At 64.3% G+C, this 24,678-nt stretch carries 24 protein-coding genes and 1 riboswitch; of the genes, 12 read left to right on the top strand and 12 right to left on the bottom strand.

Annotated elements, in window-relative coordinates:
- The first annotated feature begins 3 nt into the window (after positions 1-3).
- The 4 genes from AC6CIG_RS20515 to AC6CIG_RS20500 all read left to right on the top strand — a co-directional run bounded on the left by AC6CIG_RS20515 (position 4) and on the right by AC6CIG_RS20500 (position 3,411).
- Complete coding sequence (locus AC6CIG_RS20515) at positions 4-417, top strand: RNA-binding S4 domain-containing protein (RefSeq protein ID WP_127711441.1); 414 nt, start codon at positions 4-6, stop codon at positions 415-417.
- A gap of 384 nt (positions 418-801) precedes the next feature.
- Positions 802-1,140: a ferredoxin FdxA gene (gene fdxA, locus AC6CIG_RS20510; protein WP_003535779.1), complete on the top strand. Its 339-nt coding sequence runs from the start codon at positions 802-804 to the stop codon at positions 1,138-1,140.
- Positions 1,141-1,549: 409 nt separating this feature from the next.
- Positions 1,550-2,119: a CarD family transcriptional regulator gene (locus tag AC6CIG_RS20505; protein ID WP_003535785.1), complete on the top strand. Its 570-nt coding sequence runs from the start codon at positions 1,550-1,552 to the stop codon at positions 2,117-2,119.
- A gap of 425 nt (positions 2,120-2,544) precedes the next feature.
- Entirely contained in the window at positions 2,545-3,411 is an 867-nt protein-coding gene (locus AC6CIG_RS20500) for an RNA polymerase factor sigma-32 (RefSeq protein ID WP_018097417.1), read from the top strand.
- Between the two features lie 195 nt (positions 3,412-3,606).
- Here AC6CIG_RS20500 and AC6CIG_RS20495 read toward each other — a convergent pair whose 3' ends face one another.
- The 4 genes from AC6CIG_RS20495 to thiB all read right to left on the bottom strand — a co-directional run bounded on the left by AC6CIG_RS20495 (position 3,607) and on the right by thiB (position 8,820).
- Entirely contained in the window at positions 3,607-5,118 is a 1,512-nt protein-coding gene (locus tag AC6CIG_RS20495) for a M48 family metalloprotease (RefSeq protein ID WP_127711443.1), read from the bottom strand.
- A gap of 321 nt (positions 5,119-5,439) precedes the next feature.
- Positions 5,440-6,156 (bottom strand): thiamine ABC transporter ATP-binding protein, encoded by a 717-nt coding sequence (gene thiQ / locus AC6CIG_RS20490; RefSeq protein WP_127711445.1) that lies wholly within the window; start codon positions 6,154-6,156, stop codon positions 5,440-5,442.
- Positions 6,153-7,784 (bottom strand): thiamine/thiamine pyrophosphate ABC transporter permease ThiP, encoded by a 1,632-nt coding sequence (thiP, locus tag AC6CIG_RS20485; protein ID WP_437412414.1) that lies wholly within the window; start codon positions 7,782-7,784, stop codon positions 6,153-6,155. The genes thiQ and thiP overlap by 4 nt, the downstream gene beginning before the upstream one ends.
- A gap of 7 nt (positions 7,785-7,791) precedes the next feature.
- Positions 7,792-8,820 (bottom strand): thiamine ABC transporter substrate binding subunit, encoded by a 1,029-nt coding sequence (thiB, locus tag AC6CIG_RS20480; protein ID WP_127711449.1) that lies wholly within the window; start codon positions 8,818-8,820, stop codon positions 7,792-7,794.
- A 47-nt stretch (positions 8,821-8,867) separates the two neighbouring features.
- A riboswitch (TPP riboswitch) is annotated at positions 8,868-8,982 on the bottom strand.
- Between the two features lie 133 nt (positions 8,983-9,115).
- Here thiB and AC6CIG_RS20475 point away from each other — a divergent pair.
- The 3 genes from AC6CIG_RS20475 to AC6CIG_RS20465 all read left to right on the top strand — a co-directional run bounded on the left by AC6CIG_RS20475 (position 9,116) and on the right by AC6CIG_RS20465 (position 12,160).
- Positions 9,116-9,601 carry a GNAT family N-acetyltransferase gene (locus AC6CIG_RS20475; protein WP_127711451.1) on the top strand — a complete coding sequence of 162 codons (486 nt, stop codon included), beginning with the start codon at positions 9,116-9,118 and terminating at the stop codon, positions 9,599-9,601.
- A 77-nt stretch (positions 9,602-9,678) separates the two neighbouring features.
- Positions 9,679-10,329 (top strand): thiamine diphosphokinase, encoded by a 651-nt coding sequence (locus AC6CIG_RS20470; RefSeq protein WP_018097411.1) that lies wholly within the window; start codon positions 9,679-9,681, stop codon positions 10,327-10,329.
- A gap of 4 nt (positions 10,330-10,333) precedes the next feature.
- A complete protein-coding gene (locus tag AC6CIG_RS20465; RefSeq protein WP_127711453.1) occupies positions 10,334-12,160 on the top strand; it encodes an ABC-F family ATP-binding cassette domain-containing protein in 1,827 nt (608 codons plus the stop codon).
- A gap of 48 nt (positions 12,161-12,208) precedes the next feature.
- On the opposite strand, the gene AC6CIG_RS20460 is transcribed toward AC6CIG_RS20465, so the two are convergent.
- From AC6CIG_RS20460 to rplS, 3 genes are all read right to left on the bottom strand, one after another.
- Positions 12,209-13,030 carry an amino acid ABC transporter permease gene (locus tag AC6CIG_RS20460; RefSeq protein ID WP_018097442.1) on the bottom strand — a complete coding sequence of 274 codons (822 nt, stop codon included), beginning with the start codon at positions 13,028-13,030 and terminating at the stop codon, positions 12,209-12,211.
- 67 nt (positions 13,031-13,097) lie between these two features.
- Positions 13,098-13,907, bottom strand: coding sequence for a basic amino acid ABC transporter substrate-binding protein (locus tag AC6CIG_RS20455; protein ID WP_018097410.1), 810 nt, complete (start codon positions 13,905-13,907; stop codon positions 13,098-13,100).
- 126 nt (positions 13,908-14,033) lie between these two features.
- Positions 14,034-14,567, bottom strand: coding sequence for a 50S ribosomal protein L19 (gene rplS / locus AC6CIG_RS20450; RefSeq protein ID WP_003529750.1), 534 nt, complete (start codon positions 14,565-14,567; stop codon positions 14,034-14,036).
- Between the two features lie 286 nt (positions 14,568-14,853).
- Here rplS and AC6CIG_RS20445 point away from each other — a divergent pair, with 286 nt between their 5' ends.
- Complete coding sequence (locus AC6CIG_RS20445; RefSeq protein WP_010970518.1) at positions 14,854-15,600, top strand: sulfite exporter TauE/SafE family protein; 747 nt, start codon at positions 14,854-14,856, stop codon at positions 15,598-15,600.
- On the opposite strand, the gene trmD is transcribed toward AC6CIG_RS20445, so the two are convergent.
- The 5 genes from trmD to ffh form a co-directional block, all read right to left on the bottom strand.
- On the bottom strand, positions 15,582-16,286 hold the full coding sequence (gene trmD / locus AC6CIG_RS20440) for a tRNA (guanosine(37)-N1)-methyltransferase TrmD (RefSeq protein ID WP_018097409.1): 705 nt from the start codon (positions 16,284-16,286) through the stop codon (positions 15,582-15,584). The genes AC6CIG_RS20445 and trmD overlap by 19 nt on opposite strands.
- A 10-nt stretch (positions 16,287-16,296) precedes the next feature.
- Positions 16,297-16,860, bottom strand: coding sequence for a ribosome maturation factor RimM (gene rimM / locus AC6CIG_RS20435; protein WP_018097408.1), 564 nt, complete (start codon positions 16,858-16,860; stop codon positions 16,297-16,299).
- A gap of 135 nt (positions 16,861-16,995) precedes the next feature.
- On the bottom strand, positions 16,996-17,370 hold the full coding sequence (rpsP, locus tag AC6CIG_RS20430; RefSeq protein ID WP_018097407.1) for a 30S ribosomal protein S16: 375 nt from the start codon (positions 17,368-17,370) through the stop codon (positions 16,996-16,998).
- 38 nt (positions 17,371-17,408) lie between these two features.
- Positions 17,409-17,744 carry a chorismate mutase gene (locus AC6CIG_RS20425; protein WP_003529740.1) on the bottom strand — a complete coding sequence of 112 codons (336 nt, stop codon included), beginning with the start codon at positions 17,742-17,744 and terminating at the stop codon, positions 17,409-17,411.
- Between the two features lie 12 nt (positions 17,745-17,756).
- Positions 17,757-19,298, bottom strand: a complete 1,542-nt coding sequence (gene ffh, locus AC6CIG_RS20420; RefSeq protein ID WP_437412415.1) for a signal recognition particle protein — start codon at positions 19,296-19,298, stop codon at positions 17,757-17,759.
- Between the two features lie 407 nt (positions 19,299-19,705).
- Between ffh and AC6CIG_RS20415 the strand changes: the two genes are divergently transcribed.
- From AC6CIG_RS20415 to ftsY, 4 genes are all read left to right on the top strand, one after another.
- The gene (locus AC6CIG_RS20415; protein WP_127711457.1) at positions 19,706-20,722 is read left to right on the top strand and encodes an MBL fold metallo-hydrolase; all 1,017 of its coding nucleotides are present in this window, start codon (positions 19,706-19,708) and stop codon (positions 20,720-20,722) included.
- A 92-nt stretch (positions 20,723-20,814) separates the two neighbouring features.
- The gene (gene dapF, locus AC6CIG_RS20410) at positions 20,815-21,720 is read left to right on the top strand and encodes a diaminopimelate epimerase (protein WP_201269686.1); all 906 of its coding nucleotides are present in this window, start codon (positions 20,815-20,817) and stop codon (positions 21,718-21,720) included.
- Positions 21,717-22,991 carry a tRNA (N(6)-L-threonylcarbamoyladenosine(37)-C(2))-methylthiotransferase MtaB gene (mtaB, locus tag AC6CIG_RS20405; protein ID WP_018097403.1) on the top strand — a complete coding sequence of 425 codons (1,275 nt, stop codon included), beginning with the start codon at positions 21,717-21,719 and terminating at the stop codon, positions 22,989-22,991. The genes dapF and mtaB overlap by 4 nt, the downstream gene beginning before the upstream one ends.
- A 14-nt stretch (positions 22,992-23,005) precedes the next feature.
- On the top strand, positions 23,006-24,637 hold the full coding sequence (ftsY, locus tag AC6CIG_RS20400) for a signal recognition particle-docking protein FtsY (RefSeq protein ID WP_018097402.1): 1,632 nt from the start codon (positions 23,006-23,008) through the stop codon (positions 24,635-24,637).
- Positions 24,638-24,678 lie beyond the last annotated feature (41 nt).

Here is a 24,678-nt window from a genome sequence, read left to right as displayed (position 1 = left end):
CCCATGGAAAAACAGCCGCCGTCCGCCCCTGCAATGCGCCAGCGGCTCGACAAGTGGCTGTTCTTCGCCCGGCTGATCAAATCGCGCTCGCTCGCCCAGAAGGCGATCGAGGCGGGCCATGTGGCCGTCAACGGCAAGCGTGAGACGCAATCGTCCGCCCAGATCAGGACCGGCGACATGCTCGAGGTGTCGCTGGAGCGGCGTGATCTCGTCGTGCGCGTGCTGCTGCCCGGGTCCCGCCGCGGTCCCTATGAGGAAGCGCGCCTCCTCTACGAGGATCTGACCCCCGCCGTACCCGCCGTCAGACCCACGCTTTTCGAGCAGGCGACGCGCGACCGCGGCGCGGGGCGGCCGACAAAGCGGGAGCGCCGCGAGACGGACCGCTTGCGGCCGGGGCCGGACCCCGAAGACGACTGATTTTCAGACTTTGAACCCGGCGCCGTACACTGTCGCAGGCGGCCTGCAACCGATTTCGGCACGCCCGTCCCGAGGCTGGAAAACTGTGCCCCCACAGGGGCAAATCGCGCATGGATAATTCTTGCAAAGGCCAGTCAAAGCCTTTACGTGACAAGCAACGCTACAGTGCCGAACGTCCAGTTCGAGGGGCGAAGGTTGGTGTAGCAGCTTGAACCGATGTGTGGTTTCACCGGATCGATTCCGATTCACGAAGCCATGCTGAGGATGGCATTCGGGTCTGCACCGGCAGCTATGCGTGCCGGACATGCCTAGCATGCGCGGGCGATCGAGTATCACCGTTGATTGCCGTCTGCCGTCAAATGTGAGCATTGGCTGGAGTACCTCATGACGTATGTCGTGACCGATAACTGCATTCGCTGCAAGTACACGGACTGCGTTGAAGTCTGCCCGGTGGATTGTTTCTATGAGGGGGAGAACTTCCTCGTCATCCATCCGGATGAATGCATCGACTGCGGCGTATGCGAGCCGGAATGTCCCGCGGGTGCAATCAAGCCGGATACCGAGCCGGGGCTCGATATGTGGTTGAAACTGAACGCGGAATTTTCCACGCAGTGGCCGAACATCACCGTTAAGCGCGACCCGCTGCCGGAGGCCAAGGAGATGGATGGCGTAGAAGAAAAATACGAAAAGTATTTTTCTTCCGAACCGGGACAGGGCGACTGAGGCGGGCTTCGGCCGCTCGGTTCGTCGATGCTGACGGACGACAGATGGCGAGGCCGGAAAGCTGGGGAAATCCCGCCGGCACTTCGCGCTTGCGAGCGCGGCGACTTGATCGTTGCCGTGCAGCAAATTATTGATTTCCGCTCTTTTTTGTGATAGTTTTCACGCACTGATCCACAGAGGGTGCTTTTGCGCGCCCGAAAACCAGCACGAAAGCAAACGATCTCCACCGCGCGGCACTTTTGAGATATGCAACGGCCCGTTGCTTGTGACTGCGCCCTAAGAGCTTGTTTGCGTTTCGTTGGAGGACCAGGTGGACCCACCCGGCGGTACCCCCGTCTATCCCGGGCCTGACTGACCCGGCCCCGGCCCCTGTGAAGGCCGGGTGCGCACTAGGGAGTGTTTGAAACGAATGACCACCCAGCAGAAGAAATCTTCAACGCGCCAAGGCTTCAAGACCGGTGAATCGATCGTTTACCCGGCCCATGGCGTTGGCCAGATCGTCGCGATTGAGGAGCAGGAAGTCGCGGGCATGAAGCTCGAACTCTTTGTCATCGACTTCGAGAAGGACAAGATGCGTCTCAAGGTGCCGGTGGCGAAGGCCGTGGGCATCGGCATGCGTAAGCTGTCCGAAACCGATTTCGTCGACCGCGCGTTGAAGGTCGTGCAGGGCAAGGCGCGCGTGAAGCGGACCATGTGGTCGCGTCGCGCTCAGGAATACGATGCCAAGATCAATTCCGGCGATCTCATTTCCATCGCGGAAGTCGTACGCGACCTCTATCGCGCCGAGAACCAGCCGGAACAGTCCTATTCCGAGCGCCAGCTCTATGAAGCCGCGCTTGACCGGATGGCGCGCGAAATCGCTGCCGTGAACAGGATGTCGGAAACGGAGGCCGTTCGCCTCGTCGAGGCCAATCTCAACAAGGGTCCGAAGCGCGGCAAGGCTATCGAAGAAGACGACGCACAGGACGAAGCCGCTTAAGCGCTCCTTGCGTCAATCAACCAGACAGGCCCGGCCTTCACAAAGGCCGGGCTTTTTTGTTGTCGTATATTCCCGGAAGCTGAGCGCTGGATTGCGCAAGAAGGCGGGAGCCGGGGCGCGGCGAAGCCGCGTTACAATCGTTGGGGCGTATCGCGGCGGCCTCACAATCAAGAATCGCTGTCGCCCGCGGAACTTTTCGCGCCCGCGCACGTTTAACACTCCCGGTAGGGAGGTCTTCGCCTGTGCTGCCGAGCGATCTTGGCCCCGTGATTTCCTCACGCCTCAGGTTCGTATTCTTCCATCTAGGGCGCCCTGTCATTTCGTCAACCAGCGCCATCCGTCCCGTTGCCGAACGCAGCAAGAGAGCGCTCGGCGTTTGGAGTTCAATCGTGAAATGGCGCTCGCCGCCAGCTACGGAGCAATCGATGAAGACCCTCACAGCAGACAGGCGTATGATCAAGATTGCCATGGAAGCGCCCTATCTCGAGCGGGACGAGGAACATGCGCTCGCACAGGCCTGGCGGAACGATAACGACCAGGAGGCGCGCAACAAGATCGCAATGTCGCACATGCGCCTGGTGATTTCGATGGCGGCGAAGTTCCGCAGTTTCGGGCTGCCCATGGGAGATCTCGTGCAGGAGGGTCACATAGGGCTCCTGGAAGCCGCAGCGCGTTTCGAGCCGAGCCGGGAGGTGCGTTTCTCGACCTATGCGACCTGGTGGATCCGCGCATCGATGCAGGATTACGTGCTGCGCAACTGGTCGATCGTACGCGGCGGCACCAGTTCGGCGCAGAAGGCGCTGTTTTTCAACCTGCGCCGGTTGCGCGCGAGGCTCGCCCAGGGGGACAGACAATTGACCTCTCAGGCGATGCACGAAGAGATAGCCGCGGCGCTCGGCGTCAGCCTTGCCGACGTGCAGACAATGGATGCGCGCCTTTCCGGAAACGACGCGTCGCTGCAGGCGCCGATCGGCGGCGGCGACCCGGATGCCGGCGCCCGGCTGGATTTTCTGGCGAGCGAAGCACCTCTGCCCGACGAGCAGGTGAGCGATCTGATCGACGGCGAGCGCGCCCGCCGATGGCTGCAGATCGCGCTCGGAGAACTCAGCGAACGCGAAATGAAGATCATTCGCGCCCGCCGCCTGACGGAGGATGGCGCCACGCTGGAGGAGCTCGGCGTCGCGCTTGGCATATCGAAGGAACGGGTGCGGCAGATCGAAACGCGCGCGCTCGAGAAGCTTCGTGCGGCGCTCACCGCCAAGGCACCCGCACTGACGGCGGCGATGCATTGAAGCGCGATGCTTAGCAAGGCCATTTGCCCCTCATCCGCCTGCCGGCGCCTTCTCCCCGCAAACGGGCCCGGGGGACGAGCCTCGCGCTCGGCCGATCTAAACTGAGCGACTGAGCGAAACGGCACCGTGAGTCCTCTTCTCCCCGCGAGCGGGGAGAAGGTCGCGGCTGCGGCAAGGGCGGCCGTTACGCCCCCCTCACTCGGATATGATCTTCACCTTGTCGCCGGGTCTGACCGTCGATGTGATCTGCATCGCATTGATCAGCCGGAAAAGGTCGAGCTTGCGATCCGTACCCATCATCCGGGCCGCAAGGGTCGCGATCGTATCGCCGGACCTGACCGTGACAACCCGAATGCGCAGCGGCTTCAACGACTGGACCTCGCCGGGCGTCATGCGGCGGAAGGAGGTTCGCAACTGGTTTGCCGTCGGCTCGAGTGCGCTCGAGCCCTTCGGAACGGCCGTGAGGAAGCGGTAGATGCGCTCGCCGAACCTGATCACCGTGACGTCGAAATCCCAGCGGTCGGCCGATGCGCGCGCCGTTGCGGCTTCGAGGCCGTTGACGGTGATCGGGCGGATCGTATCGGGCTTGAGGCCCGTTACCCAGCCGCTGGCAATGTAGTCGGTGAGGCTGCGCCGGCTCGTATCGGCGATGCCGTCGAAACGAATGGCGACCTCGCCCGGGCCGGTGGCAAGCACCGCCTCGGCCTTGTTGTCGATCTGGAAGCCGGTGGGCACGTCGAAGCGTATGCCGAGCTGGCCGTGCAGGAAGGTCTGTCCGCGGACATAGCCCTCCTGCGGACTGTCGCCATAGAGGATACCGTCGATGCCGGCGAGATAATAGTCGCGCCCGCGATCGCCGCTCGTCCCCTCGGGACCGAAGGCACGGGCATGCCGGCGCGCGAGGTCGACGCGTTGCGGCGCGTTGGGGTGGCTCGACAGGAAGTCCAGGCTCTGGTCCGCCTCCGGATCGACCGCGCTGAAGCGGCTATAGGCGGCCATGGAATCGAGGAAGCGCGCCGCCGAATAGGGGTCGTACCCCGCCTCGCCCAGCATGCGGACGCCGATCACGTCGGCCTGCAGTTCCTGATTGCGCGAGAAGGCGGCAAGGCGCAGCTTGCCGCGGGCAAGCGCCTGCTTGCCGGCAAGATCGGAGGAGAGCACCTCGGACACGACGCGGCTCGCAATCACCTCCGCCTCCTCGCGCTGCTGGCGCTGGATGCCGTGATTGGCCGTCACATGCGCCATCTCGTGCGAGAGCACGGCGGCCACTTCCGCGGCGTCGTTGGCGAGCGCCAGCAGGCCGCGGGTCACGTAGAGATAGCCGCCCGGAAGCGCGAAAGCGTTGATTGCCGGCGAGTTGAGAATGGTGATGCGGTAGGATTGCTGCGGGTTTTCCGAAACCGCCGTCAGGGCGCCGGTGATCCGGGCGACCAGCCGCTCGGTCTTGGCGTCGCGGTATTCTCCGCCGTAGCTCGCCACGATGCGTGGATGCTCGCGCGCGCCGAGCTGGGCCCGCGGGTCGTTCTTCTGCACTTCCTCGACGATCTGCGGATTGGAGGATGGCGAAACGGTGGGCTCGTAGGTCTGCTCGATCACGGATTGGCAGCCAGCCAGCAGCGTCGTGGCAGCCAATGCGACCAGCGCTCGTGCGCGAACGGCTCCATGCCGCCGCGGAAACCAGCCATTCATGACTGCCTGCCTTATCATGCCTCAGCCCGTCCCCATCCGCCGGCGCGACCCGCGGCTCGAAGCCATTCATCGCAATCGGCGAAAAGTCCTACTTTTTCAGCCGGATGCGGCGCACCGGCGCGGGTGTTTCAGCCAGGATTCTGCTGTATCCGATTTCAGCGCCGCCTGCCTAGCCGACCCCAGTAGAAATAGTTGCCCCGTGGTATCGCAGCAACGGATGCGCGAATTTTGCGAGATACCCGCTGGTGTCTCCCGCGCCTCGCACGGCGCGGCGGTCAAATTGTGGCGTCCGGCGAATTTAGTTCGTCCGGCGTCGGATCGGTCGCCGCGAACAGTTCGTCATCCCTCCTTGCCGAGGAACCGGTTGATGGCCGTGATGTCGCGGCGCTTGAGAAACCGATCGACTTCATCATGGGCGACAATCCGGCCCCGGTCGAGGAAAAGAACGCTGTCGGCGAGCGCCCTCACGTCATCGGGATGATGCGTGATCATCAGTATCGTGTTGCCTTCCTCCTCGTGCAGATCGCTGATGAGTGTCCGCATCTCGGCGCGCATGCCTGGGTCGAGCGCAGCGAAAGGCTCGTCGAGCAGGAGGATCGGGCGGTGCCGTACGAAGGCGCGGGCGAGCGCGACCCTCTGGCGTTCGCCGCCTGAAAGCGTCGGCGGCAGCCGCTTGCCAAAGCCGGCGAGCCCGACACGGGCCAGTGCGTCCTCCACCTTCATGCGGTCGGCCGCATCCAGTCGCAGCGCCGGGCTGATGCCAAAGCCGACATTGGTGGCGGCGTCGAGATGTGCGAAGAGGTTATGTTCCTGAAATATGATCGATACCGGCCGTTCCGCAGGCGGGCGACCGGTCATTTCCTCGCCGAAGATGCGGACTTCCCCGCGCTCCGGTTGCTCGAAGCCGGCGATGACGTTGAAGAGCGTCGACTTGCCCGAGCCGGAGGCGCCGGCCACGGCGACGATCCGCTCCGCGGGAACCGTGCAGTCGAAGGCGAGCGTCGTTGTTTCGAAGCTTATCTCGATGCCCTTTACGGCGAGAGCGGTGGAACTCATGTGTATTTACCCTCCGGCCGCCTCTCCTCTCCCGCCGTGCCGAGCACCGTCAGGACAAGGCAGAGAAGGCCGAGAACCAGCGCCAGTCCGGCCGCATCCGCGGTGCGATAGCTGCCCATCCGGCTATAGAGCAGATAAGGGAGGGTTACCATGTCCTCGGAGCCGAAAAGAGCGACGGCTCCCAGATCGCCGAGCGAGAGGGCCATGGCAAAGGAAAAGGCGACGAAGAGAGGTTTGCGCAGACCCGGCCAGTCGATCCACAGCAGGCGGTGGAAGCCCCCGATGCCGAGGCTCGCGGCAAGGCGCGCGGTGCGAGCGGCATGCGTCGCCATGGCCGGCGCCAGCACCCGGTGAACGAAGGGAAGCGCCATCAGCGCATTGATGGCGACGACGACGGCCGGCGCGAAACGGGCGACGTCGCCGAACGGCCTCAGGAGCAGGAACCATCCGGCGCCGAGCACGACGGGAGGCACGAGCAGTATGAAGGAGGTGCTTGCGCCGATCCCTCCGGCAAAGAGGCGAGCCGCCGGCCCCGGGCGCCGGCGCGCCAGCGCGAGGCGTTCGGTACGGATCATCAGCGCCGCGATGACGACCGAAATCGTGGCGGAGACAAGGGCGATCGTCGCGCTCATGGCGAGCGCCCGACGGAATGCCGGCTCGTTCACGAGACGGACGAGGTCGGCCTTCGATCCACTATAGGCGATAGCCGCAAAGGGCAGGCCGATGAGGACGACGGCGAGCACCAGCCAGATGCGGTCGGCAAGCCGCGACAGACCGCTCGCGCCGTCGAAACGCCGGATGGCACTGCCGCTCGTCTCTCCCTCCAGCGGCGGCGGCGCGATCAATTTCAAGACGAGAAGCAGCGCTCCGGTAAGGGCGACCTGAAGCGCCGAAAGGGCGATCGCCCGCGGCGGGTCGAAGTCGAAGCGCAGCGCCTGGTAGATCGCCACTTCGAGCGTGCTCGCGGCCGGCCCCCCGCCAAGCGTCAGCACGAGCGTGAAGCTGGTGGCGCAGAGCATGAAGATGAGCCCGGCGATGCCGGGAAGCAATCCACGGATCACCGGCCACTCTATGAAGCGAAAGGTGGCGAAGGAACCCATGCCGAGATTGGCGCAGCTGCGCCAGTATTCGGCCGGAATGCGCTCGATGCCGGCAAGCATCAAGCGTGCGGCGAGCGGCATGTTGAAGAAGACATGGGCAATGAGAATGCCGGAGAGGCCATAGATGCTGACCGGCTGCTCCAGCCCGCCTGCCGAAAGCACCCTGTTCAAGAGCCCCTGCCGGCCCCAGATTTCGATCAGCCCGAGTGCGGCGACGATCGCCGGCAGGCCGAGTGGCAGCGCCAGAAGCCGCAGCACCCAGATGCGGCCGGGGAACGAAGCCTGGCGGGCAAGTGCCCGGGCCACCGGTATCGCGAAAAGGATGGCAAGAAGCGTCGAGAGGCTGGCCTGCAGCAGCGTGAAGCGTGTGATGCGCCAGATATAGGCATCGAAAAGCGGACCGGCGCCGGCGCTGCCGACCGACTGGGCAAGCAGTGCCGCGCCGGCGAGGCCGACGAAAAGCAGGATGCCGCCGAAGGCGAAGGCCCCGGCGGCGATTGTCATCTTGCTTTCCTTCGTGCCGGACAATCCGGCCTCAGTTCCGGCTCATGGCGGCCAGCCATTCGTCGACCCAGGCCTTGCGGTTGGCGGCGACCTCCTCGGAGGGAATGAGGAGCGTCTTTTGCGGGTCGACGAGCTTGCTGAAGGCTTCCGGCAGCGGCTCCTTGGTCGCGGTCACCGGCATCATCCAGTTGGTCGTCGGGATGATCGACTGGAATTCCGGACCGATCATGAAGGTCAGGAAGTTCCGCGCGAGCTCCGGGTCCTTCGCGTTCTTCGTCAATGCGGCGACTTCGATCTGGATATAATGGCCTTCGGCGAAGGGGGCCGCCTGGTAGCGCTCGGTGTTTTCCGCCACCATGTGATAGGCGGGCGAGGTCGTGTAGGAGAGAACCATCGGGGCCTCGCCCTTCGTGAAGAGGCCATAGGCTTCCGACCAGCCCGGCGTGACCGTCAGGACGCGGTCCTTGAGCTTCGCCCAGGCCTGGCCGGCCTGGTCGCCATAGACCGACTTCACCCACAGCAGGAGGCCGAGGCCGGGGGTTGAGGTCCGCGGGTCCTCGATGACGATCTTCTGCGACGGATCGCCCTCGACCAGTTCCTTGAGGCTCTTCGGTGGATCCTTCAGCGTCTCGGTGTCGTAGACAACGGCGAAATGGCCGTAGTCATACGGTATGAAGGTGTCGTCGGAGAAGCCGCCCGGGACCTTGACGGAGGCGGTATCGGCGCCGTGCGGCGCGAAGAAGCCGGTCGCTTTCGCCTCCGCCACCAGATTGGTGTCGAGACCGAGTACGATGTCGGCCTTGGATCCCTGACCTTCGAGCTTCAGCCGCGTCAGGAGTTCGACCCCGTCGGCAACGCCTACATAGTCGACCTTGCAGTCGCAGGTCTTCTCGAACGCTTCCGCCACCTTGGCGCCCGGCCCCCATTCGGTGATGAAGCTCTCATAGGTATAGACCGTCAGGGTTTTTTCCGCGGCCGCCGCGCTCACGGAAAATACCGCGATCGAAGCTGCGGCGATCGCAAGCCGGCCAAGGATCTTTCGATGGAGTGAATTGGACATTCTGGCACCTCTCCCTTTGTTGTTGCTGCATGGGAAAAGCGCGTATCGGTCCGATCGCTTCTAATCCCTCCGCCGGTATGAGCCGGATCAGGTTCCGCGGGTTGGCTCGAAGCCTCTCAGCCACGGTCGCAAAAGCCGACCAGGGCACCCCGTTAGAGCAGCAAGAGATTTAGCTTCCGGCGACGGCTTAGGCAAGCTGAGTTTCAGCAGGGGCGTTTGCCGTCCGCGTCAGCCGCGCTATTAAAAGTCAAACAATTGCCGGCGCAGTTTGTTCGCCGAAAGCGGAGACAATTTCATGCCAGACATGCTCGTCCGCCTCTATGCCTTGCCCGAGGGCCGCCCATCGCGTCTCGACCCCGACATCCGCATCCGCCGGGCGCTTGCGGCCGAGCGGCGGGCCGTCATTCCCTGGATCGAGGAGCGCTTCGGGACCGGGTGGGCCGGCGAGGCCGAAACCGCCTTCTCCTCGACGCCGGCGCGCATCCATGTCGCTCACCATCGGGACCGGATCGTGGGCTTTGCCTGCCATGACGTAACCGCGCTCGGCTTCTTCGGTCCGACCGGAGTCGACGCGACTATGCGCGGCAAGGGCATCGGCGAGGCCCTGCTCGTCGAAAGCCTGCTATCCATGCGCGCCGCCGGCTATGCATATGCGATCATCGGCGGCGTCGGCCCTGCCGAATTCTATGCCCGTGCGGTGGGTGCGGTGGAGATCGCCGGGTCGACGCCCGGCATCTACGACGGCATGCTCTTTCCCGGGGATCCGGCGTCCGGAACCTGATCCGCGCAGCATGCGTTCGCAAAACAGCAGCCGGAGCCCTTTTCCTTCGCCGCTGCTTTGCGCTATGGGCTTCTGCCATGACCCGATCACCCTTCACCATCCTGCTCGGCGGCGCGCTGACGCCGACAGACCGGCTCGCTCGACAGCTCGAAGGCAGCCGCTTCGTCGCCGCCGACGGCGGCATGCGCCATGCAAGGACGCTGGGGATCGTTCCCGATCTCTGGGTCGGCGATTTCGATTCCACGGATGAGGCGCTTCTGGCGGAGTTTGCCGGCGTCCCGCGCGAACGCCATCCAGCTGCCAAGAACGCGACCGACGGGGAGATCGCCGTCGAGGCAGCCCTCGAGCGTGGCGCGACCTCGCTCGTCTTCGCGGGCGGACTCGGCGGCGCGCGCAGCGACCATGCTTTCCTGCATCTCCTCGGTACCGTCGCGCTTGCCCAGAGCGGCGTTGCGGTGATGATGACCTCCGGCGAGGAGGAGGCCTATCCGCTGCTGCCCGGCTCGCAGGAGATCGAGCTGCCGAAAGGCAGCCTCTTCTCGATCCTCGGCTTTGCCGATCTTGACGGTCTTTCGATCGAGAACGTGCGCTACCCGCTGAAGGATTTTCATTTGCCCTTCGGCTCGTCGCGCACCATTTCGAACATCGCGGATGGCACGGTCCGCCTGACCCTGAAATCCGGCCGGGCCGTCGTTCTCGCCCGCCCCTATGATCTTTCCGGAGCCTGATGCCTTGGCGCCTCCCATCCTGAAGCTTGACGACATTCTACTGACCTTCGGCGGCACGCCGCTGCTTGCGGGTGCGGGCCTGCAGGTCGAGCCCGGCGATCGCATCTGCCTCGTAGGCCGCAATGGTTCGGGCAAATCGACGCTGATGAAGATCGCCGCCGGAATTGCAGAACCCCAGTCGGGCGAGATCTTCCGGCATCCATCGGTGACGATCCGCTATCTGCACCAGGCGCCCGACTTCGACGGCTTCGATACGGTTCAGGCCTATGCCGAAGCCGGCCTCGGGCCAGGCGACGATCCCTACCGGGTCGCCTACCTGCTGCAGCATCTGGGGCTGACCGGGGAGGAAGAGCCGACGCGCCTTTCCGGCGGCGAGGCACGTCGTGCCGCCCTTGCCCGTGTGCTTGCGCCGGAGCCCGACATTCTGCTTCTCGACGAGCCGACGAACCATCTCGATCTGCCGACGATCGAATGGCTGGAAGACGAGCTCGTCCGCAGCCGTTCGGCGCTGGTGCTGATCTCGCACGACCGTCGCTTCCTCGAAAAGGTATCGACGGCGACGGTCTGGCTGGACCGCGGCCAATCGCGCCGCCTCGATCGCGGCTTTGCGCATTTCGAGGCCTGGCGCGACGAGGTGCTGGAGGCGGAAGAGCTCGAGCAGCACAAGCTCGGTAAGGCGATCGAGCGCGAAGAGCACTGGCTGCGCTACGGCGTGACCGCAAGGCGCAAGCGCAACATGCGTCGGCTCGGGGAGCTGCAGGACATGCGCGCCCGCCATCGCGGGCACAAGGGGCCGCAGGGTACGGTCCAGGCCACCGTTGCCGACGCCAGGGAATCGGGCAAGCTCGTCATCGAGGCGGAAAAGATCACCAAGGCCTATGGCGATCGCACGATCGTCGCGGCGTTCTCGATCCGTGTCCACCGCGGCGACCGCATCGGCCTCGTCGGGCCGAACGGCGCCGGCAAGACGACGCTGCTGAAGCTCCTGACCGGTCAGCTCGCGCCGGACACGGGCAGCGTCAAACTGGGCACCAATTTGGAGATCGCCACGCTCGACCAGAAACGCGAGGAACTGAACCTCGACGAGACGCTGGCGCATTATCTGACCGACGGGCGCGGCGAGACCCTCCTCGTCAATGGCGAGCAGCGCCATGTCACCGGCTACATGAAGGAATTCCTCTTCCAGCCGGAGCAGGCGCGAACGCCCATCCGCGATCTGTCCGGCGGCGAACGCGCGCGTCTCATGCTCGCCCGCATCCTGGCACGCCCGACCAACCTCCTGATCCTCGACGAACCGACCAACGATCTCGATATCGAGACGCTGGATCTGCTGCAGGAGATCGTTGCCGGATTTTCCGGAACGGTGATCCTGGTCAGCCACGACCGCGATTTCCTCGACCGGACCGTGACCTCGACCATCGCGCCGGCCAACCCGGAGGCGCCCGATGGTCGCTGGATCGAATATGCCGGCGGCTACTCCGACATGATGGCGCAGCGCCGCGGCGCAGTCGAGGAAAGGCGCCGGAACGAAAAAGCCGAAAAGGCCAGATCGAGCGGCGCCTCCCCCTTGCCGAGCGAACCTCAGAAGGCGAAGGCCAAGCTCTCCTTCAAGCAGAAATTCGCACTCGAGAACCTGCCGAAGGAGATTGCCAGATCGGAGGCGGAGATCGCGAAGCGAGAAGAGAAGATGGCGGATCCCGACCTATTCTCGCGCGACCCGAACGGCTTTGCCAGGCTCGCCGCCGAGCTCGAGAAGCTCAGGACGGACCTCACGCGCATGGAAGAGGAATGGCTCGAACTGGAAATGCTGCGCGAGGAGATCGAGGGCTGAGCGGGCGGAACTGTGACGGCAGCGTCGGAGGTGCGGTACCCCTTCTGCCTACCGGACTTGCGACCGCCTCAACCGCCGCTCGACCGCCCGAAGGGCCAGCGACAGTCCTATCGTCAGCACGAGATAGACATAGGCGACGATGGAATAGGTCTCGAAAAAGCGGAAGGAACCCGAGGCATAGACCTTGCCCATCTGGGTAATGTCGGCGACGCCGAGCACCGAGACGAGGGAGGAATCCTTCACCATTGCCACGAAGTCGTTGCCGAGCGGCGGCAGGATGACGCGTATCGCCTGCGGAAAGACGACGAGGCGAAAGCGCTGGTAGCGGGAGAGCCCGAGCGCCTTTGCCGCCTCCACCTGGCCCTTGTCGACCGACTGGATGCCGGCGCGGAAGACTTCGGCGATGAAGGCCGAGTAGCCGATCATCAGTGCCATGATTGCCCGCCACATCAGCGACACGTCGCGAACGACGAACGGCTCGATCCAGCCCGCCGAAATCAGCGGCGCCGACAGGAAATTCGCGATCGTCACCAGCGCAGGCGCGCCGACGAAGGCGATATAGAACAGCAGCACGAGAATCGGTACGCCGCGGATGACTTCCGTATAGAAGCGCGCGATCTGACGCAGGACCACGTGCTCGGAAAGTGCCATCAGGGCCACGCCGAGGCCGAGCACCGTTGCGAGCACGAAACCGACGAGAGTGACGAAAACGGTGACGCCCAACCCCTTCAGGACGACGGTGAACACCTGCGTGAAGATATCATTGGCGGCGATGACCACGGCCAGTGCCGCAGCGATCACGAGAAGGGCAATAAGCCACCAGGGATAATCGCCCTTCCCGGAAGCGTCGGATGATTGGATCGGCGTCATTGCAATTCCAATAAGGGGAAGCGGGACATGGGCGGAAAACCGCCCATGTGTTTATCCCGTTCCGCGGTCAGCCGCCCATCTTGTAGTCGAGGAACCACTTCTTGTTGAGCGCGTCGAAGGTGCCGTCCTCCTTGAGCGCCTTTATGGCGGCATTGACCGGCGCCACGAGTTCCGATCCCTTCGGGAAGATGAAGCCGAAATCCTCGGTGCCGAGCGGCTCGCCGACCACCTTGAGCTGGCCGTCGGAGGATTCGACATACCCCTTGGCCGCGACACTGTCGGTCAAGACCAGATCGACGTCGCCGGCCTTCAGCGCCTGCACCGTCGCACCGAAGGTTTCAAACAGCTTGATGCGCGGGTTCTGCTCGTTGCCGTCGAGAACCTCGTAGACGGCCGTGTAGAAAGGCGAAGTGCCGGGCTGGGCGCCGACCAGACCGCTTTCGAGCGCGGCGAAGCTCTTGGCGTCGTCGAACCGGGTCTCGTCGCCGCGCACCAGCATGAACTGCTGCGAGCGCATATAGGGATCCGAAAAATCGACCTTCTCCTTGCGGTCGTCCTTGATGGTGATTCCGGTCATGCCGATCTGGTATTGACTGTCGGAAACCGCCTGGATCATCGCGTCCCAGCTCGTGTTCTGATACTCGACCTTGAAATTCAAGCGCTTGGCGATTTCGTTCATCGCGTCATATTCCCAACCGATGGCCTGACCGGATTTCGGATCGACGAACTGCAGCGGCGGATAGGCGTTCTCCGTCACCACGACGACCGTCTTGCCACCGAGGTCGGGCAGGTCGCTGGCGAAAACGGGCGCCGGGACTGCGAATGGAACGGCAAGAACTGCGGCAATGCCTGCAAGCACGTGGCGAAGAATTGTCATTGAGGAACTCCCAGATTGTGGCGACAGAAAATGTCATAAAATCTATGGGGAACACAAGCGGCCGATAACCAAAAAGAAAGGCGGCCCGAGGGCCGCCTTTCCGCACAACTCCGAAGAGTTGAAAACTTATTCTGCTGCAGCTTCCGCAGCCTTTGCTTCTTCCGCCGCCTTTGCCTCAGCGGCTTCGGCTGCTGCCTTCTCGGCGGCCAGAGCCTGGGCGGCTGCGACCTTTTCAGCCTCGATGCGTGCCTTCTCCTCGACAACGGCCTGACGCTCGGCGTCGTTCAGCTTGCGGGCGCGGGTGCCGGTGTTCTCGACGATACGAGCCGACTTGCCGCGGCGGTCGCGCAGATAGTAGAGCTTGGCGCGGCGCACCTTACCGCGGCGAACCACGTCGACGCTCTCGACGAGCGGGGAGTAGACGGGAAATACGCGCTCGACGCCTTCACCGTAGGAAATCTTGCGAACGGTGAAGCTCTCGTTGATGCCGCCGCCGGAGCGGGCGATGCAGACGCCTTCGTAAGCCTGTACGCGGGTGCGGTTGCCTTCGACAACGCGTACATTGACGCGGACGGTGTCGCCCGGGGAGAATTCGGGAAGGGTGCGCTTTGCGGCGATCTTGGCGGCCTGTTCGGCTTCCAGCTGCTGGATGATGTTCATCGGTCTAACCTTTGCGTTTTTCTGAAACAGCCAGAGCGCTCTCTATCGGCCTGTCGGACTTTCCTTCAGGCCTTGCCGCATTTGCGGCAGGAGCGTATTCGCCATTCTTTGTTGACGGTCGACGGGCAAGGAACCCGAACCGGGCCGGCACATACACCATATGGCCGGCCTTGTCATCCCCGAAAGCGGATTTTGTCGCGCTCCCGCCTCAAGAATGCCCCTCCCCACGGACTTGCGGTCGACCGCGCCACCGGCTATCCCGATTCACGCGTTTCGGGGGAAAGTCATGACGTTGCTCCAGGTCTTTTTGCTCTTCGTCGCCGGCTTCCTGTCCGGCGTCGTCAATGCCATTGCCGGTGGCGGCACCTTCCTGACTTTCGGAGCGATGACGCTTGGCGGGCTCCCGCCGATCGTCGCCAACGCGACCTCGTCCATCATCCAGTTCCCCGGCTATATCACGTCGACGCTTGCCTATGCCAAGGAGATCCGCGCCGACCGGAAGAACGCCATCGTCCTTGGCATCATTTCGGCGATCGGCGGGCTCGCCGGCGCCCTCCTGCTTCTGTCGCTCTCCAATCCGGCCTTCCGTGCGATGGTGCCCTGGTTGCTGATCGCGGCAACGGCGATCTTCGCCGCCGGCCCCCTCCTGAAGCCGAAGGCGCGCAGTGACGAGCATCGCATCGGACCGCTGGGCGTTGCGAGCCAGCTGGCGACCTCCGTCTATGGCGGCTTTTTCGGCGCCGGCATGGGCATCATGATGCTCGCCGTGCTCGGACTTGCCACCGGCGGCGGCTATCACCGGCTGAATGCACTCAAGAACTTCATCTCCATCGTCATCGCCGCAATCGCCATCGTGGTTTTCGCTGCGGGCGGCGTCGTCTCCTGGCTGCACGCGGCAATCATGGTGCCGGGCGCAGCGCTTGGCGGCTACATGGGCGTCTGGGCGGCACGACGCGTCCCGCAGGCGGTCATCCGAGCCGTGGTGGTGGCGGTGGGTCTGTTGCTCGCGGCCTATTATTTCTTCACGGGCTGAGCCGGATCACGCTCCAGAAGATCCGGCCGGCGTTCCGCCGTCAGCCGGCGCGCCGCCGCTTCCCGCCATTGCGCAATGGCCGCGTGGTTGCCGGAGGTGAGGACGGCCGGGATTTCGTGACCTTCGAAGATCTGGGGACGCGTGTAGTGGGGGTGTTCGAGGAGCCCTCCCTCGAAGCTCTCGTGGACGCCTGACAGCTGATTGCCCATCACGCCCGGCAGGATACGCACCACGGCGTCGAGCAGAACGAGCGCTGCCGGCTCGCCGCCGGAAAGAATGTAGTCGCCGATCGAGACTTCCTCGAGTCCACGCGTGTCGATGACCCGCTGGTCGACGCCCTCGAAACGTCCGCAAACGATGACAGCGCCGGGACAGGCGGCCAGCGCCCGCACCCGTTCCTGTGTCAGCGGCCGTCCGCGCGGACTCATCAGAAGCCGCGGCCGCCCGTCGTCTGCAGCGACATGATCGATGGCGCGGGCAAGAACGTCGGGCTTCAATACCATTCCGGCACCGCCCCCCGCCGGCGTATCGTCGACGGTGCGGTGCTTGTCACCGGCAAAGTCGCGAATCTGCACGGCCTCCATCGACCAGTCTCCGCGCTCCAGCGCCTTTCCGGCGAGCGAAACGCCGAGGTGCCCCGGAAACATCTCCGGGTAGAGCGTCAGGACAGTCGCGCGATAGGGCATTGCCGTGGGCTCACTTGCGCTTGGTCGGAAAGGGCTTGCCAGGCCCGCTCTTCTCGTCGTCGACGAGCCCGGCGGCGGTCGGGTCGATGACGAGCTTGCCCGCTTCGAGATCGATTTCGAGTACCGACCATTCCGTGAAGGGAATAAGCACCGGCCTGAGGCCCGGGCCTTTCAGTTCGAGGAGATCGCCAGCGCCGAAATCGAAGACGCCGGTCACCGAACCATAGCTCTTTCCGGTGCGATCGACCGCTTCCAGGCCCTCGAGGTCTGCGTAGAAGAATTCGTCCTCGTCGAGATCGTCGTCGGGGAGATTGTCGCGCTCGATGAAGAGTTCGAGACCGTTGAGCGCTTCGGCAGCAGTCCGATCGTTGATGCCCCGAAACCGCACGACGACGACGTTCTTGGCCTCGCGGATTTCAAGCACCTCGAAGACGCGGCCGTCCTCGCTGTGGAGTTTGCCATAGTCGCCGAGTGCGGCCGGATCGTCGGTGAAGGACTTTACCCGCACCTCGCCGCGCAGCCCTTGCGCCGCGCCGATCGTCGCCATCAGGACAGGGTTCTTCAGCTGTGTCATCGTCGGGCATCCAGGGTGAACTTGCTGCATGTCTCCCGAACCACATCGGGATGAGAACATGCGATTTTCCGGTGCACATAAAGCAAAACGGGCGGCATGGAAATGCCGCCCGTTCTCAATGCCATTCCGCCGAAATTATTCCGCGGCAGCTTCCGCAGCCGCGGCGGCTGCTTCTTCCGCCTTCTGCTTGGCTTCAGCGGCACGTTCCTGTGCCTTCTTGCCGGGCAGCGCCTTGGTCGGGTTGTTGCGGGCCGGACGCTTGGCAAGGCCGGCCTGGTCGAGGAAGCGCATGACGCGGTCGGTCGGCTGGGCGCCCTGGGCGATCCAGTGCTGAACGCGCTCGGCGTTCAGTTCGATGCGCTTTTCGTCGTCCTTGGCAAGCATCGGGTTCCAGGAGCCGAGCTTTTCGAGGAAGCGGCCGTCACGCGGGCTGCGCGCGTCGGCAACGACGATCTGGTAGTAGGGACGCTTCTTGGAACCGCCGCGGGCGAGACGAATTTTCAGTGCCATTTCAATTTACTCCTTGCAGGCTTTCTTGACCGCTTGACTCAAGCGGAATGGGTGGTGCCGGCGCTGCCCGCGTTCTGCGAGCAATCGGCGGCGATGGCTTCATGATGCCGGATGACTTCCTTGATGATGAAGTTCAGGAACTTCTCGGCGAAATCCGGATCCAGATTGGCGTCTTTCGCCAGGTGGCGGAGGCGTTCGATCTGGTATTCTTCGCGCGCCGGATCGGCCGGCGGCAGCTGGTGCTTGGCCTTGAGCACGCCAACCGCCTTGGTGCAGCGGAAGCGTTCGGCCAGCATGTGGACGAGCGCGGCATCGATATTGTCGATCGACTGCCGGTAGCTCGCCAATTCCTCTTTGATCTCGGGATCAAGCATTCGTCGCGATCCTCACTTCTTCTTCGGTAGGCCGGGGAGGCCGGGAAAACCGCCGCCCAGACCGGGCAAACCACCGCCAAGGCCAGGCAGGCCGCCGCCAGGCTTGCCGAGACCGGCGGCTTGGGCCTGCTTCTGCAGGGCCTCGAGCTGCTTCGGATCCATTTTCGAAAGATCGGGCATTCCGCCGCCCAGGCCGCCGAGGCCCATCTTGCCGGCGAGGCCGCCCATCATCTGCTTCATCATGCCGCCTTTGCCCTTGCCGCCCATCATCTTCATCATGTCCGCCATCTGGCGGTGCATTTTCAGAAGCTTGTTGATGTCGGAGGCATCGGTGCCGGAGCCGCTGGCGATGCGCTTCTTGCGCGAATGCTTGAGAATATCCGGATTGGCGCGCTCCGCCCTGGTCATCGAGGAGATGATCGCGAGCTGGCGCTTGAAGAGCGAGTCATCCAGGCCGGCGGCGGACATCTTGTCCTTCATGCCGGCCATGCCGGGCATCAGACCCATGATGCCGCCCATGCCGCCCATCTTCTGCATCTGCTGCAGCTGATCGGCGAGGTCGTTGAGATCGAACTTGCCCTTGGCCATCTTGGCGGCCATGGCGGCCGCCTTTTCGGCGTCGATGTTCTCCGCCGCCTTTTCGACGAGCGAGACGATGTCGCCCATGCCGAGGATGCGGTCGGCGACGCGGCGCGGATGAAACTCCTCGAGTTCGTCCATCTTCTCGCCGACGCCGATGAGCTTGATCGGCTTGCCCGTGACGGCGCGCATGGAAAGCGCCGCACCGCCGCGGCCGTCGCCGTCCATGCGCGTAAGCACCAGGCCGGTGATGCCGACGCGTTCGTCGAAGTTGCGGGCGAGGTTGACGGCGTCCTGTCCGGTCAGCGCATCGGCGACCAGCAGGATCTCATGCGGGTTGGATTTCCGCTTGATCTCCGCCATCTCGATCATCAGCGGCTCGTCGATATGGGTGCGGCCGGCGGTGTCGAGAATGACGATGTCGTGGCCGCCGAGCTTGGCCGCCTGCACGGCGCGCGCAGCGATATCGGTCGGCGACTGGCCGGCGATGATCGGAAGCGTATCGACGCCGGTCTGCATGCCGAGCTGGCGCAACTGTTCCTGCGCGGCCGGGCGGCGGGTATCGAGCGAGGCCATCAGGACCTTCTTCTTGTCCCGCGAGGTCAGCCGCTTGGCGATCTTGCCGGTCGTCGTCGTCTTGCCCGAGCCCTGCAGGCCGACCATCATGATGACGACCGGAGCCGCCGCATTGAGATCGATCGTGACGCCCTCGGAGCCGAGCATCGCTATGAGCTCGTCATGAACGATCTTGACGACCATTTGGCCGGGCTTGATCGACTTTACGATTTCGGCGCCGACCGCCTTTTCGCGAACCTTCTCCGTGAAGGACCGCACCACATCGAGCGCCACGTCCGCTTCGAGCAGCGCACGGCGAACCTCCCGAAGCGCTGCGGAAACATCGGCTTCCGACAGGGCGCCGCGGCCGGTCAGTCCATTCAATATGGAACCAAGACGGTCCTGGAGGCTCTCGAACATATTCTCTTCCTTCTTGTCTCCGGATTGCGATAGATCGGCTCGTCCGGAAACGTGGGTCCCTTCGCGCGGAAAACAAGGCGCAAAGCCAAAAACCACCCGAGGGCGCAGCGCGCTGTCGGGTGTTGACCTCCGGGCTCTCTTTATACCTTTGCGGGGCCCGGTCGGTGGCTTCGGAAGTCATCACTTGCGAAGGAATTCGCCGCGATAAACAGGAAACCGGGAGAAAAGTCAAGGATCGACCGCGGAGACGCTGCGCTCGGGCTCCACCTGTGATCCCACACGCGAGCAGGACCACCACCTCCGTCCGGTCGCATCATCAGGAAATTGTCGGCCGCTCCTGCCCGAGCCCTGTGATCCGGCGGCAAATGCGCCTATTTCTCTGCAGGTGTCCCTCAACCGAGGCAGCGATGAAGAAAAGCGGCAATCCCTACTATAGCGGGCCCGTTTCGGACCACTTCGACGGCATTCGCTTCTACAATCCGGGCGGCACACCGCCGCGCGGCTTCGCCGACCTCCTGCGCTGGCAGTCCGGCGGTGGACGCGAGCAATGGCCGCGCCACTATGACAGCCCCTTTCCGCAGGCGAGGCCGGATACCAGTGTCGACGGCGAGCGGCTCCGCGTCACCATGGTGGGTCACGCAACGCTGCTGATCCAGGTCGCGGGCCTCAACATCCTGACCGACCCGGTCTGGTCGCATCGCGCCAGCCCCTTTACGTTTGCTGGACCCCGCCGCCGCAACCCGCCAGGCATTCTCATGGACGACCTGCCGCGGATCGATATCGTGCTCGTCACCCATAACCACTACGACCACCTCGATCTCGCCACGCTCGGCTCGCTCCACACCAAGCATGCGCCGCATCTCGTAACGCCGCTCGGCAACGACACGATCATTCGCCGCGCCGTCGCGGGTGCCGAGATTTCCGTCGTCGACTGGGGCGACCGGCTCGACCTCGGTGATGGCGTGGTCATCCATGCGGAGCCATGCCACCATTGGTCGGCTCGCCGCTCGAACGACCGGCGCATGGCGCTCTGGGCCGCCTTCGTCATCGAGACGCCGGCCGGCAAGATCTATCATGTCGGCGACACAGGTTTTCACGACGGCATCAATTATCGTGCGGCGCGCGAAAAACACGGATGCTTCCGCCTCGCCAACCTGCCCTTCGGCAGCTACGAGCCACGCTGGTTCATGGCCTCTCAGCACCAGAATCCGGAAGAGGCGGTCCTAGGCATGGTCGCATGCGGCGCCGAATACGCGGCGGGTCACCATTGGGGCACCTTCCGGTTGACCAACGAGGGGGTCGAGGAGCCGCTCCGGGCGCTGGAGACTGCGCTCGCCAAGCACGGTATCGATCGAAACCGTTTCCGGGCGCTGCGACCGGGGGAAGTCTTCGACGTCCCGCTCCCGCCGACGGCACGGGAATGACGCCGGCACTGGTAATTTCCGGGCTTTTCCGCCATATACAGCCCGAATGAAGGGCGCCTCCGAAGCGGGGCCAGGGTTTGGACAGTCGCGACATGGCCGATCAGGTGCAATTTGCCAGGATGAACGGGCTTGGAAACAAGATCCTGGTGGTCGACATGCGCGGGCGCAAGGACCGCGTGACGCCGCAGGCTGCGATCGCGCTCAATGCCGACCCGGCGACCGAGTTCGACCAGATCATGGCAATTCATGACCCGAAGTCTGCCGGGACCGATGCCTGGATCGACATCGTCAATTCCGACGGGTCGATGGCCCAGGCCTGCGGCAACGGCACCCGCTGCGTCGTCCAGGCGCTTGCGGCCGAGACCGGCAGGAAAGCCTTCCTCTTCCATACGGTCGCGGGCCTTCTCGAAGCCAAGGAACACGACGACGGCACGATCTCGGTCGACATGGGCAAGCCCCGTTTCGGCTGGGACCAGATCCCGCTCGCGGAGGAATTCCACGACACGCGGCGCATCGAGCTGCAGATCGGGCCGATCGATGCGCCCGTGCTGCACTCTCCCTCGGTCGCCTCCATGGGCAATCCGCATGCGATCTTCTGGGTCGAGGACGATGTGTGGAGCTACGAGCTCGACCGGTTCGGACCACTCCTCGAGAACCATCCGATCTTCCCCGAGCGCGCCAATATCTCCATCGCGCGCATCCGCTCCCGCCAGGAGATGGACCTGCGGACCTGGGAGCGCGGCGCCGGCCTGACGCTTGCCTGCGGCTCGGCCGCCTGTGCCGCCGCCGTCAGCGGTGCGAGAACCGGCCGGACGGAGCGGATGGTTACCGTGAACGTGCCCGGCGGTCCGCTCAAGATCGAATGGCGCGAGCGCGACGACCACGTCATCATGACGGGGCCGGCCGAATGGGAATGGTCCGGCACCGTCGATCCCGTCACCGGCACCTTTTCGCGCAACGAGCCGGAGAGCGGCGACAACGGAGCGAGAGCCCTTTGAGCGGGGTCGAGGTCATAACCTTCGGCTGCCGGCTGAACACCTATGAGTCGGAAGTGATGCGGGCGGAGGCCGAAAAGGCGGGGCTGAACAACGCCATCCTCGTCAATACCTGCGCCGTCACCGCCGAGGCCGTGCGCCAGGCCCGACAGGCGATCCGCCGGGCGCGGCGCGAAAATCCGCACGCCCGCATCATCGTCACCGGCTGCGCCGCCCAGACCGAGAAGGAAACCTTCGCCGAAATGGCGGAGGTGGACGCGGTGCTCGGCAACGAGGAGAAGCTCGCCAGCGCCTCCTATCGCGCGCTGCCGGATTTCGGCGTCTCGGCCGAAGAGAAACTCCGTGTCAACGACATCATGAGCGTGCGCGCCACCGCACCGCAGATGGTGAAGCACATAGACGGGCACGTGCGCGCCTTCATCCAGGTGCAGAACGGCTGCGACCACCGCTGCACCTTCTGCATCATTCCCTATGGCCGCGGCAATTCGCGCTCCGTGCCGATGGGCGCCGTCGTCGACCAGGCGAGACGCCTTGCCGAAAGCGGCTATCGCGAGATCGTTCTGACCGGGGTCGACGCCACCAGCTACGGCGCCGATCTGCCCGGAACGCCGACCCTCGGGCTTCTCGGGAAGACCCTGCTGAAACAGGTGCCGGAAATCCTCCGCCTGCGGCTTTCCTCCATCGACAGCATCGAGGCGGACGGCCACCTCCTCGACCTCATCGCCGAGGAGCCGCGCTTCATGCCGCATCTGCATCTTTCTCTGCAGCACGGCGACGACCTGATCCTGAAGCGCATGAAGCGGCGGCATTCGAGCGCCGATGCGCGCGCCTTCTGCGACGAGGTCCGGCGCCTGCGCCCCGAGATCAGCTTAGGTGCGGACATGATCGCCGGATTTCCGACCGAGACCGAGCCGATGTTCGAGAACGCCATGCGGCTCGCCGAGGATTGCGGCATCGCGCATCTTCACGTCTTCCCCTATAGCCCGCGCCCCGGCACCCCGGCCGCCCGCATGCCGCAACTCGACCGCGCGCTTGTCAAGGAGCGTGCCGCGCGCCTGCGTGCGAAGGGGGCGGAGCTTCATGCGGGCCACCTCGAGGGCATGATCGGCAGCAGCCAGACGATCCTTGTGGAAATGAACGGTCTGGCCCATACGGAAAACTTCACGCTCGTAGATGCGGCCGGCCTTGAGCCGCGGTCGCTTGTGGCGGTCGGAATCACCGGCCACAATGGCAAGCATCTGACGATCGAGCGCAAACAGATGGCTGCGGCCTGACAGCGGACATTCTCATGGCGATTGGTTTCATCAAGAAGATCTTCTCCTTCGGCAAGGATGCCGTCGAAGAAAAACCGGCGCCGCCGCAGGAGACGGCCGTTGCCGATGAGGTCGCGGTAACCCCCCCTGTCCCTTCGGGAGAACAGGGCGGGACCCAGGCACCGGTCGAGGAAGATCGTAGTACAGTCGAGGTAACGGAAGCTAGCACGGACGATCGCGATGTTTCCTTCGCGCCGGACACGCCAACGACCGAAACCACGCGTGAGGAAGGCCCAGTAAGCACTGCTGTCACCGCAGATGAAAACACTGTGGAGCAGGGCGAGAGCGTCCGGCATCCGATCTCTCCCCTTGCGGGGGAGATGCCCGGCAGGGCAGAGGAGGGTGAGTCGCCTTCCGAACACCCGACGACTGTCGACGAGCTCTCGGCACCCGCCTCTGTCCCTTCGGGAGAGCAGGAGGAGCGCGAAGCCGCCGCCGCAGCCGACGTCGAAGAGGTGGAGATTGCCGCAGACGACCGTGCGGGAGGCACAGGCTCTTCGGAAGATGAAACGGGAGCGTCGGAGGACGAGAGCGTGCCTCTCCCAATCCTCCCCCTCGAGGGGGAGACGCCGGGGAGGGCAGAGGGGGGCGAGCCTCCATCCGAGCCCCTCGCACCCAGCCTTCCCAAAGGCTTCGCCGCCGCCGAGAGGCGCCCCAGGGAAGAAGCGCCCGCCCCGCCAGCCAAGCTCAACTGGTACCAGCGCCTTCGCCTGGGCCTTGCGCGCACCTCGTCGCAACTCACCGGCCAGATCGCCAGCCTCTTCACCAAGCGCAAGCTCGACGAGGCGACGCTGCAGGACCTCGAGGACCTGCTGATCCAGGCGGACCTCGGCGTCGAGACGGCGATGCGCATCACCGATACGCTCGCCTCGGAGCGCTATGGCAAGGATGTGTCCGGCGAGGACGTTTCGCGCATCATGGCCGGCGAGATCACCAAGGTGCTGGCGCCGGTCGCCAGGCCGCTGGAACTCGATCTCAGCCACAAGCCGCACGTGATCCTCGTCGTCGGCGTCAACGGAACCGGCAAGACGACGACGATCGGCAAGCTTGCCGCAAAGCTTTCCGGCGCGGGACTTAAGGTCATGCTGGCCGCCGGCGATACTTTCCGGGCGGCGGCGATCGAGCAGCTGAAGATCTGGGCCGAACGGACGAAATCCGAAATCGTCTCTTCGAAGCTCGGCGCCGATGCGGCCGGGCTTGCCTACGAGGCGTTCCAGCGTGCCCGCGAGCAGAAGGCGGACGTGCTGATCATCGACACCGCCGGACGGCTGCAGAACAAGGCCGAACTGATGGCGGAGCTCGAAAAGATCGTGCGCGTTCTCGGAAAACTCGATCCGGACGCGCCGCATACGGTGCTGCAGACGCTCGACGCGACGACCGGGCAGAACGCCCTGCAGCAGGTCGAGATATTCCGCAACGTCGCCGGCGTCAGCGGCTTGATCATGACCAAGCTCGACGGCACCGCACGCGGCGGCATTCTGGTGGCGATCTCCGCCAAGCACAAGCTGCCGGTTTACTTCATCGGCGTCGGCGAAGGGATCGACGACCTCGAACCGTTCGAAGCCAAGGACTTCGCCGAGGCGATCGCCGGCGTTGCTGCTCCTTGACGAAGCGGAGGAGGTTTGCGCCAAAGCCGCGGTTGATATGG

The sequence above is a fragment of the Sinorhizobium sp. GQ132 genome (assembly GCF_059758575.1).
Note: the sequence above shows the minus strand (reverse complement) of the source record. Positions and strands in the feature narration are given on the sequence as shown.